This is a genomic window from Sphingobacterium sp. UBA7253, assembly GCF_002472745.1.
GTDB classification, from domain to species: domain Bacteria; phylum Bacteroidota; class Bacteroidia; order Sphingobacteriales; family Sphingobacteriaceae; genus Sphingobacterium; species Sphingobacterium siyangense.
This window is the reverse complement of record NZ_DKSP01000111.1, coordinates 1-10,264: the sequence shown is the minus strand read 5'-3', so window position 1 is coordinate 10,264 and position 10,264 is coordinate 1. Positions and strand designations below refer to the sequence as shown.

The following is a 10,264-nucleotide window of genomic DNA, read 5'->3' as shown; positions in this document are numbered from 1 at the left end:
TGAGTCCACGTTGAGTCCACCTTTTTACAGTACAGTCACTGTGCTCTCACCGTAGTCGAACTCAGCTCACAGGGCGAAGTAAATAGCGCATTGTTGTCAAGCAGACCTATAGAAGCCTCCACTAAAACACTTTTACATTAAGCTAGGGATACAAGGCTTGCTATTTAACAAAATAGCGATGCTCAATCACCTCTACTTTTTTGATATCCTTATCTTCTAATACTTTCTTAACATCACAATGGCCGGTCACGCCACGATAGATCAAAGCTCCACCAAGGGTTAGTCCAGACAATCCAGTAAGTGGAGATTTAAACAGTTTTTTAACACCCAAACCCAATATGAATCCGCCGGCAATCACCGACAGAACACGCTCAGAGGTGCCAATATTTTCTTCGATACAATCGTCTTCGATCTTTGTTTTTATCTTATCAAATGCAAAGTTTAGTAGGTTACTCATAATTATCTCTATTTTATTTATCGTACATGTTATAAACAAATGGTGCCCTAAAAAAGTTTAGGAATAGAATAATAGTTTTTTATGTTGTTTCTCCGACGACATCTCTTATATTCGTATTTAACAAATTAAAAATACATGCAAATTAAAAAATATTCTGGTGAATTGGTACCCTTTAATGGTGACTCGCTACGCCATTCGCTTTCTCGTTCCGGTGCCAATGCTGACCAGGTCAATCAGGTCTACGATAAGGTACTCAACGAAATATATGATGGCATTTCAACAAGAGAACTCTATCAGCTGGCCTTTGATACTTTAAAAACAGTACGAAATTCCTTTGCCGCACGCTATAGCCTTAAAAAAGCTCTGCGTGAACTTGGTCCGGAAGGCTTCTACTTCGAAAAATACATTGCTCACCTATTGCGATCCATCGGCTATGAAAGCACCACGGGACAGACCGTGCAGGGGCATGCTGTTTCGCATGAATTGGACGTTGTCGCCTATAAGGACGGCAAACTCATTACCGCGGAATGTAAATTTCGAAACGATATTGACGCTAAAATATCGGTCACAACGCCGATGTATTATCTTTCCAGATTCAACGATATTAGCAATATCAAGTATCAGTTTTTTGGGAAGCAGCTGCAGTTTCAAGAAGGCTGGCTGATTACCAATGCTTACTTCACCTCCGATTCGATTGATTTTGCTAAATATTATAATATCAACCTGCTCTCTTGGGATTACCCCAAAGAAAATAGCATTAAAAAAAGAGTAGATAAAGCAGTTTTTTATCCGGTCACTTGTCTAACAACTCTTTCAGACCTTGAAGAACAACAACTGCTCAAAAATCAGCTTATTTTAGTGAAAGATATCGTTAATAATCCCGAAAAATTGGATCTCCTAAACTTAACAAAAGAACGGAAAGAAAAGGTTTTAAATGAGGCTCGAGAACTCATAAACTATCAAGTGGAAGAAGAGTATTAATAACATACTAAAAAAGCGTTATGTATACCTGTTTGAACAGATAGACATAACGCTTTTTTAGTAATCGATAATATTCTTACAGCTTGGTTGGATGATAGATCTTGCCATATTTTGCAAGCCCGCTTAAATCTGTTTTTTCCCAAAATATGCCATAAATAGCCGCTCCGGAACCTGACATAGAAGCATAAATCGCTCCTTTTTGATATAAAGTTTCTTTGATTTCTTTCAACAATGGGTAACGCTCGAAAATACCGTCCTCAAAATCATTTCGAATATGAAACTTCCATTCTTGGATAGGCAAACGAATTGCTTCTTCCAAATTAACTTCGGGTACCTTAGGTTGTACACCAGCATAAGCTTCAGCTGTAGAAATATGAATATTGGGCATAATGACTGCAATATGGTAGCCATCCAAACTTAGATTTAAGTCTTTAAAATCAGTCCCAATACCTGTTGCAAAAACAGGATTATTTGCAATAAAAAAAGGGCAATCGGCTCCTAACTTTGCGGCATACCCCGCTAGTTGCTCTTCTGTAAGATTCAATTGAAAGAGTGTATTAAGCCCCTTCAAAACAAAAGACGCGTCCGCAGAACCGCCACCTAAGCCTGCTCCAATGGGAATTTGTTTGATCAAATCAATTGAAACGGGCGGAATGCCATAATCTTTTTCCAACAATTCAAAAGCTCTTATACAAAGGTTATCACGGATATTTCCTGGGATATGTTCTCCCTGAATATTTAGTGTTGTCTCCGTGCCAGTCGTATCCAATAATTCGATAATATCGTAAATTGGAAGTGGATAAAAAACACTGTTCAGCTCATGATAACCATCCGTACGCTTGGCAATTACTTGCAGTCCAATGTTTAGTTTAGCGTTTGCAAAAAGTATCATGTGAAATGCTCTAAATCGTATATTTTTAAATTAATAACTTACCAATGAAAAGATATTATCACTGAACCTGGATAATCTTCCTTTCGCCTTTAGGAAGTCCAAAGAGATGATAAAACTATAAGCGACGATCTCACCACCAAGTCTTTCAATAAGTTTACTGGCAGCAACGACAGTACCCCCTGTTGCTAAAAGGTCGTCGTGTACCAATATGCGGCTTCCTTTTTCAAAAGCATCTTCATGGATTTCAATCGTTGCCTGGCCGTATTCCAGAGCATAAGATTCAGAGACGGTCTTAAAAGGTAATTTACCTTGTTTTCGAATTGGAATAAAAGGCAAGCCCAGCCTATTGGCAAGTAAAAATCCAAATAGAAAACCCCGGCTCTCAATTCCAGCAATAGCATCTATCTCTATTCCCTGCAACTGATCAATAATCGCATCAACCATTTCGCTACACAATGCCGCATCTTTCAACAAAGGGGTAATATCTTTAAAGACAATACCAGGTTTAGGAAAATCCACGATATCCCGGATTTCCAGTTTCAATTTATCTTGAATCATTCTCAAATATTAAATAAGGCGCAATCTTCGCAATCGCAAGATCTGAAAGTGTTCCTATTTTTGTCAAATCTTCTATATTGACATAACTTCCATGTTGATCCCGATAATTGACGATTAGTTTCGCATCTTTAGGGCTAAGATACGGATGTTTAGCCAATGAAGCTGCATCAACTTTATTAATATTGATTTTTTTGATTCCATCTAAATTAGCTACAACAATATAGTCTTTAATTAGATCATACGTTTCAGCCGTAACTCCATAAACCTCCTTTAACTGTTCTATACGATAGAAACCACCCAGAACATCTTTATATTTCAAAATGCGTTTGGATAGAATCGAGCCTATCCCTTTAAGACTGATTAATGCGGTGGTATCGCAGGTATTAATATCGATCAGCTCTGCTTTATTTCTTTCAAATTTATCATACAACAAAGACGCTCTGTCCTGTTGTTTTGTTCGTTCCGAATCGGGAATTGTTTTTATTTGGATGTAAGGTTCTAATCTCTTGTAAAGTCGATCATTAATGGAGTAGATTTTCTTCAGGTCGGTTTTTACCTTAAATCGCCCCCCCTTTTTTTCATAGTTTTTCAGCACCGCGATCTGTTTATCAGAAAGTCCCAACTTATGCCAGTCAGCGTGAGGTAAATTATTTGGATCAAAATAAAATAGCTTTTCATCATTTAAATCTGGAGTCGGCGATATGGATTCCCTACCTTCGTTTTTATTCACATAGGGGCTGTTAAACTCCTGTTTGTCGGTTGGACTGGAAATCTCGATGGAATCATGAAAGGACTGTTCAAAAAGTTTGGCCTGATTAGGAATAGGATCCCTCGTATTACGTTTAATCAGCGTATAAATCGTCACAAACAAAACGATAATCACCAAAATAATGAAAAATCCATTTTGTTCTGTTTTACTAAATTTAAAATAAGCCAATAGCCTTTTCATAAGCTGCTAACAATTGGGTTGTTTAAATTTAATAAATTATAAGGAAAATAAAAAGGGAATTATCAAAAAACAATTCCCTTTTTATTAATTATTATCTACAAAGAGATTTATAACTTTGACTTATCAACTTTTTCAACTTGACTACCGTCTTTTAAGGTTTTGGAAATCGCATCAAATGGTCTAGAAACGACCTCGTCTCCTTTTTTCAATCCTGAGGTAACAATGATATTTTTATCATCCTGAATACCTGTCTTCACCAAAACCTGCTTAACTATTTTATCTTTTAGGACAAATACATATTCATCAACTTTCTTATTTGTATTTGTAGAGTCTTTATCATCAGAACGCACGGTCACCGATTGAATCGGTACAACCAGTCCTTTATCGTGTTTTGTAAATATCTGAACTGTTGCAGACAGTCCCGGTTTAAATGGCGATGCCACATTCTCTTTCATCAAGTCTTGATACGATTCTGCACTAATGCGAACTTTTACATTAAAATTTGTCACCTGATCTGTCGATGATGTCGCCGTAGTAGTCGTTGCAATGTTTTTAGACGAGCTAGCGATTTCGGTCACAACACCTTTAAACTTTCTGTCTTTAAAAGCATCGACTTCAATCTCAGCTTGATTCCCTACTCTTACATTGTTAATATCATTTTCATTTACATCGACATTAACCTCCATCGAACTCATATTGGCGATACGCATAATTTCTGTACCTGCCATCTGCGCCGTTCCAACCACACGCTCTCCCTTTTCGATAGACAAGAGAGAAATGATGCCATCTGATGGCGCGTAAATTGTCGTCCGATTTAAATTATCTTGCGCTTCTTTTACTGAGGCTTGTGATTGGTCAATACCATATTTTGTAGAACGCACTGTCTCTCTTTGCGCCTGGATAGAAGCCTGTGCTGCATAATATTCGGCCGAGCTCTTATCCATTTCTGAAGCAGAAATAACACGTTTTTCAAAAAGTTCCTGATTCCGTTTATAGGTAGCAGCTACATTTTTGAAATTTTCTTCCTGTTGTTTTAATTGCTGTTGTGCAGCGGCTAAATTGGCCCGCTGTGAATTCATTGCTGCAACAGAGCGATCATAACCAGATTGCAAAATATCTGGTTTGATCCGACAGAGTACTTGTCCTTTTTTTACAAAATCACCTTCTTTAATGTTTAGCTCAACAACCTCTCCAGATACCTCTGAACTCAGTTTAACCTCCACCTCAGGCTGAATCTTCCCACTTGCAGAAACTAATTCATCAACATCAGTCTCTTTTACTACATCCACCGCGACTTTAGTAATCTCTCCTTTGCCAAACCAGCCTGCTTTAAAACCTATAAAACCAAGGACTACCAAGAGCACTACTATAATCAATATAATTTTTCCAATGCTACGTTTTTTCTTTGCCATTTCTTTTGTTAGTTCAAATAGGTTAATTGTTATCGAATTGAATTGGATTTCCGAGGTAATAATCGATGATCTTTGATCTGAATATTACATTATATTTTGCTTGAATAAGGTCAAATTCGGCCTTATTTCGTTCCGTTTGAGCAGTAAACAACTCCAATGAATTCGCCATACCAATATCGTAACGTTCTTTTGTCGCCTTAAATGCTGTTTCAGCACTTTCAAATGCTACGGTAGCCGAGCGATAGCGTTGTTTGGCCGCATTCACATCCAGTACAGCCTGATTAACGGCCTTGCTTAAGTTATTTTTTGCTAATTGCTCGGAGGCTTCAGCCTGTTTAAAACCGATCTTTGCCTTTGCCACATTTACTTTATTCTGATTTCTTGAAAAAATTGGAATAGCAAGAGATAAACCGGTAAAAAAAGACTTATTATCCGATATCTGTTGGCCAAAAGGCACTCTAAAAAGGGTAGCAGGATCCAATGGATCTGTTTGCCTTGTCGTCGCAGACGAGTAATTCGTTCCATAACTCACGTTCAAATTGAGTGTCGGATAATAGCCCCCCTTCGCAATATCGATTTGTTTCAATGCGACCTCTTTATCCAATGCAGATTTGTGAATATCCGGCTGCAATGTGAGCGCTTTCTGGTAAACATCCACCGCATTTTTATCCACTGCATGAACCAATATAGATTCCAAGCTTGGACGTTCCAAGGAAATAGGCGTTTCAGGAGGCATTTCCATCAGCTGCTTCAAGGTCAACAAAGACATCTCGTATGAATTTTTCAAATTAACTTTGTTCAATTCATTTGTAGCAACCTGATTTTTTGATTTGGCAAGATCGGCAATTGTTTTATTGCCAACCGCAAACTGAATAGAGTCCAATGAAAATTGCTGTTTCGACAAAGCGATCTGGTCTTCACTCGCAACCATCATCTCATGGTTGGTAATCGCTTCCAAATAATTGACCAACACATTGAGCACAAGGTCATTCTTGATCTTATCCACCTGAGTCGCCGTAGACTCCAGTTACAATTTATTCGCTTTGATCTGATTGATCTGTTGAAAGCCCTGAAATAAATTGACACTTGATCCCACCGAGCCACTGGTTCCTTTTGTCCAGGTGTTATTAACGATTCGTCCGGAAGTTAAATCGAAACCAAAGCCATAACGAAAACTTTGATCCACGCTAGCACTCAGGTTTGGCAATAAATTACTTTTTGCCTGAAACAAGTCCTGCTCAGCAAGATCTTTGTTCAGCGCCGCTTGTTTTATCTGTACGTTCCGTTCCAATGTCGTACGAATGGCTTCTGCCACTCCTACAACCTGTTGGGCTTGAACCAAATCATTAGTTCCTAGAAATAATCCAGTAAATACTACTGTAGAATAATAAAATCTTTTCATGTCCATATGTAGAACCATACATTTTTTTTTAGATTTGAACTTCATTTATCGGTTATGTATTTTGTCAAATCTCCATTTTTCCTTAGATGGCTATATCCCAAATCAATATGGAATATGCCACGTCATGAAAAAAAAGTCTATCTTACTTTTGACGATGGTCCAATTCCTGAAATTACACCTTTTATACTCGATATCCTAAAAAAATATCAGGCAAAGGCAACATTTTTTTGTGTTGGTGAAAATATTAAAAAAAATCCACATTTGTTTCAACGAATTTTAGATGAAGGGCATCAGGTAGGCAACCATACCTACAACCACCTCAAAGGCTGGGAAACAAATGATGAGCAGTATTTGGCAAATGTTGCGAAATGCCAGGAACTGACCCAGACTGATCTTTTTCGTCCGCCTTATGCCCGAGCAACAAAATCCCAACTCCGTCAACTCTATAAAAAATACCGAGTGATCATGTGGGATATTATGTCGGGTGATTTTGATCCGAATTTAAGTCCCCAGAAATGCCTGGAAAACGTTCTGCCCAACATTAAAAATGGCTCTGTTATTATTTTTCATGATAATATCAAAGCCATTCCTCGTGTCGAATATGTTCTACCTAAAACAATAGAGTTTCTATTAAAAAATCACTATCAGCTTTCGAGAATAGATTAAGGTTTACTTCTAGTAAACGTCACCTCAGATTCGTAATATTTACCTACACTGACACTGAAATACCCCAGTGCATTGTTGCTTAAATTTGAAATCGGATTAGCTGGCGAAGCCGAACCAGGATTAATCATTTGAAAACTATTCCAGTAATTGTAGGCGCCTACATCGATACATTGACGTAGGATACGCACACGATCACCAACTTTCAAATCTCTATCGCGGTCGACAATATCATGCTGCACTTCTAAGCCATTGTTATACTTATCGTCAAAGACATCAATAAAACGTAATTTACCTCCATTGACCGACATTTTATACTTATAATAGTTGCCTTTTTCTGGTGGATCGATAAATACGAGGGTCGGATAGTAAATCGTGTCAGTAAAAATAATTCGCTCTGAAAGCCCTATGGAATCCACGTCCACATAGCTGGGAACCTTTGATACCCCTTGGATCTCCCTTCCATCAGCGGTCTTTACCTGCAACTGGTAAGTGACCTTCTCCTGTAACCGTAATGTCTTATTGGTATATAGCCCATCAGCCCCCGCTTGAAACGTATAAGTGCGATTATTTTGCATATTCTTAACGGTCACTTCCGCATCAGTTATCGGAGAAAATAGAGAGTCTTTAATGCTTACAACCTTCTGTATACTAACCTCATGTTGTTGATCCGAAACCATCAAATCTGCGGTAATAACCAATTGACCTGTATTTTCGGGCAGTTCCAAATCTATTTTATCCTCACAGCTCGCTAAAGTAAATAATGCAACAGCTATAACTCCTAATATCTTCTTCATTCTTTGCTAAAATTTAAAATTCCAAGTAATCGATGGGATCGTCCCAAATAATGCTATCCGATAAATCTCGGTGACATTGGATTGTCCTTCTTTTTCTCTAAAGTCGATCAAATAAGCATTTTTTCGATTATAGGCATTATATAGACCAAACGACAAGCTCGAGTAGCTATTCTTTGTTCGCTTAATATCATAAGTTGCTGCCAAATCCAGGCGGTGATAAGCAGGCATCCGCTGCCCATTTCTTTTATCGTAATAAAAGATTGTACGATCGTCAACAAAATATTTCCCCGCGGGCATCGTTACAGCGTCTCCTGTATAGTAGACGAAATTTGCGCTTAAATTCCACTTCGGATTTAACTGATACTGCGCTACGATAGCTATATTATGCGTTTTGTCCTGACGTGCGTTAAACCATTGACCATCATTAATTTGTTCGAATTGCCGCTCACTTTTGGACAACGTATAACTCAGCCAGCCGCTAAATCGCCCCAGTCTCTTTTTCAGAAACCATTCAATGCCGTAGGCTCTACCTTTTCCAAACAGCAATTCTCCTTCCAGCAATTCATTTGCCTGTAGATCGGCACCATTCCTATAGTCAATCTGGTTCTTTAAATCTCGGTAATAACCTTCAACAGAGAATTCATATCTGTTGGATGCAAAATTCCGAAAGTAACCCAGCGAATACTGATTAGATAGCTGGGGCTTAATCGTATTATTGCTCAGCACATATTGATCTGTAGGAAGACTACTGGTTGTATTGCTCAATTGATGCAGGTACTGAACATTTGTATTGAAAGAAGCCTTTACCGTCGTTAAATCATTGATAGCGTAGTTTAAGGAAATGCGAGGCTCCAGATAGAAGTACTTTTTACCCAACTTGCCATTTCCCACATAGGTAGAATCTACGGCCTCACCTGCAGGAGCGAAGGTATAAAATGTACCCGGCCCCAATGTTGCGTAAGCAGATGCCCTCAGTCCGTAATTTAATTTTAAACGATCGGTAATAGACCAGTCATCGGTTAGATAAGCAGCAACATCAGCACCCTTGCGATGTTGAATTTGCAATGAATTCACCTTCGAATCTTCTCCCGCTTCGATACTTGCCGGTCGGATTTCCTGCAAGGCTGCCTGCAATCCAAATTTTAGATTGTGACGGTCCGAAAGATTGTATTGAAAATCTTGTTTAAAATTATAATTAAAGATGTCTGAACGAATTTTAAAGTTGTTATCATCCTCAATCTTAACCTGATAATTGAATTTGCTAAAAATAAGCGTAGTATTGCTAAACAACCTATTGCTCCACACATGGTTCCAACGCATGGTTCCAGTCGCATTTCCCCAATTGAAATCAAACAGATCATGATAAGCCATCGCGTCCTTGCCGAAATATCCAGACAAGTAAAGTGTATTCTTATCATTGATGCGATAATTTAATTTTGCATTGAGGTCATAAAAAAAGAGCGCACTCTTCTTAATATTCTCATCACTTGAAAGCTTTAAGAAAAGATCGGCATAGGTACGTCTACCGGAGATCATAAATGAGCTCTTGCCTTTTTGAATTGGTCCTTCCAATTTAAGACGCGAAGCAATAAGACCCAAGCCACCTTCTACATTGAAATGCTGGTTGTTTCCATCCAAGGTGGTAATTTCCATGACCGATGATATTTTGCCTCCATATTGGGCTGGAACACCTCCCTTGTAGAAATTCACGTCTTTGATCGCATCGGAATTAAAGGTCGAGAAAAAACCGAACAAATGGGAACTGTTATAGACAGGAGCCTCATCCAGCAAAATCAGATTTTGGTCACCACCGCCGCCACGCACATAAAAATTGCTGCTTCCTTCCCCCCCACTGGTTACTCCAGGAAATAGCTGAATGGTCTTGAGAATATCCTTTTCTCCAAATAGTACAGGAACTTTTTCGATTTCCTTAGGGCTAAATTGTGTCAACCCAGGGGTTAGATCCTTTATTGATTTGCGCCTATTTCCAGTTACGGTAACCTCAGCGAGCTGATTTTCCTCAGGTACCAACTGAATAATATAAGTGGAGTCCTTGTCAAGATGGACAGAAAATGCTTTCGTTTGATAGCCTACAGATGATACTTCCATTCCTTTGCCGGCATCACGGACAGACAAACTAAGAGCGTCGTGTA

10 protein-coding genes and 1 pseudogene are annotated in these 10,264 nt (G+C 38.6%); 2 read left to right on the top strand and 9 right to left on the bottom strand.

What is annotated here, in order from left to right:
* Nucleotides 1–160: 160 nt before the first annotated feature.
* Entirely contained in the window at nt 161–457 is a 297-nt protein-coding gene (locus B2X72_RS10855) for a YgaP family membrane protein (protein WP_046676248.1), read from the bottom strand.
* Between the two features lie 135 nt (nt 458–592).
* Between B2X72_RS10855 and B2X72_RS10850 the strand changes: the two genes are divergently transcribed.
* The gene (locus B2X72_RS10850; protein WP_145329132.1) at nt 593–1,438 is read left to right on the top strand and encodes an ATP cone domain-containing protein; all 846 of its coding nucleotides are present in this window, start codon (nt 593–595) and stop codon (nt 1,436–1,438) included.
* A gap of 76 nt (nt 1,439–1,514) precedes the next feature.
* On the opposite strand, the gene ispE is transcribed toward B2X72_RS10850, so the two are convergent.
* From ispE to B2X72_RS10820, 6 genes and pseudogenes are all read right to left on the bottom strand, one after another.
* Nucleotides 1,515–2,330 carry a 4-(cytidine 5'-diphospho)-2-C-methyl-D-erythritol kinase gene (ispE, locus tag B2X72_RS10845; protein WP_286849597.1) on the bottom strand — a complete coding sequence of 272 codons (816 nt, stop codon included), beginning with the start codon at nt 2,328–2,330 and terminating at the stop codon, nt 1,515–1,517.
* A gap of 30 nt (nt 2,331–2,360) precedes the next feature.
* Entirely contained in the window at nt 2,361–2,888 is a 528-nt protein-coding gene (locus tag B2X72_RS10840; protein WP_046676245.1) for an adenine phosphoribosyltransferase, read from the bottom strand.
* A complete protein-coding gene (locus B2X72_RS10835; RefSeq protein ID WP_145329135.1) occupies nt 2,875–3,837 on the bottom strand; it encodes a helix-hairpin-helix domain-containing protein in 963 nt (320 codons plus the stop codon). The genes B2X72_RS10840 and B2X72_RS10835 overlap by 14 nt, the downstream gene beginning before the upstream one ends.
* Nucleotides 3,838–3,944: 107 nt before the next feature.
* The gene (locus B2X72_RS10830; protein ID WP_120336006.1) at nt 3,945–5,249 is read right to left on the bottom strand and encodes an efflux RND transporter periplasmic adaptor subunit; all 1,305 of its coding nucleotides are present in this window, start codon (nt 5,247–5,249) and stop codon (nt 3,945–3,947) included.
* Between the two features lie 22 nt (nt 5,250–5,271).
* Entirely contained in the window at nt 5,272–5,985 is a 714-nt protein-coding gene (locus B2X72_RS10825; RefSeq protein WP_286849598.1) for a TolC family protein, read from the bottom strand.
* Between the two features lie 15 nt (nt 5,986–6,000).
* Nucleotides 6,001–6,651 (bottom strand): annotated as a pseudogene (locus B2X72_RS10820) (TolC family protein); the annotation flags it as partial.
* A gap of 114 nt (nt 6,652–6,765) precedes the next feature.
* Here B2X72_RS10820 and B2X72_RS10815 point away from each other — a divergent pair.
* Nucleotides 6,766–7,317 carry a polysaccharide deacetylase family protein gene (locus B2X72_RS10815; RefSeq protein WP_376747311.1) on the top strand — a complete coding sequence of 184 codons (552 nt, stop codon included), beginning with the start codon at nt 6,766–6,768 and terminating at the stop codon, nt 7,315–7,317.
* Here the strand turns inward: B2X72_RS10815 and B2X72_RS10810 are convergent.
* The gene (locus tag B2X72_RS10810) at nt 7,314–8,111 is read right to left on the bottom strand and encodes a DUF4249 family protein (RefSeq protein WP_145329137.1); all 798 of its coding nucleotides are present in this window, start codon (nt 8,109–8,111) and stop codon (nt 7,314–7,316) included. The genes B2X72_RS10815 and B2X72_RS10810 overlap by 4 nt on opposite strands.
* Nucleotides 8,112–8,117: 6 nt before the next feature.
* Nucleotides 8,118–10,264, bottom strand: a 2,147-nt coding sequence (locus B2X72_RS10805; RefSeq protein WP_286849594.1) for a TonB-dependent receptor, incomplete at its 5' end; no start/stop codon positions are given.

Bases quoted from the DNA above. Each gene is read 5' to 3' on its own strand.
- B2X72_RS10855 (WP_046676248.1), bottom strand. From the start codon at position 457: ATGAGTAACCTACTAAACTTTGCATTTGATAAGATAAAAACAAAGATC.
- B2X72_RS10850 (WP_145329132.1), top strand. From the start codon at position 593: ATGCAAATTAAAAAATATTCTGGTGAATTGGTACCCTTTAATGGTGAC.
- ispE (WP_286849597.1), bottom strand. From the start codon at position 2,330: ATGATACTTTTTGCAAACGCTAAACTAAACATTGGACTGCAAGTAATT.
- B2X72_RS10840 (WP_046676245.1), bottom strand. From the start codon at position 2,888: ATGATTCAAGATAAATTGAAACTGGAAATCCGGGATATCGTGGATTTT.
- B2X72_RS10835 (WP_145329135.1), bottom strand. From the start codon at position 3,837: ATGAAAAGGCTATTGGCTTATTTTAAATTTAGTAAAACAGAACAAAAT.
- B2X72_RS10830 (WP_120336006.1), bottom strand. From the start codon at position 5,249: ATGGCAAAGAAAAAACGTAGCATTGGAAAAATTATATTGATTATAGTA.
- B2X72_RS10825 (WP_286849598.1), bottom strand. From the start codon at position 5,985: ATGCCTCCTGAAACGCCTATTTCCTTGGAACGTCCAAGCTTGGAATCT.
- B2X72_RS10815 (WP_376747311.1), top strand. From the start codon at position 6,766: ATGCCACGTCATGAAAAAAAAGTCTATCTTACTTTTGACGATGGTCCA.
- B2X72_RS10810 (WP_145329137.1), bottom strand. From the start codon at position 8,111: ATGAAGAAGATATTAGGAGTTATAGCTGTTGCATTATTTACTTTAGCG.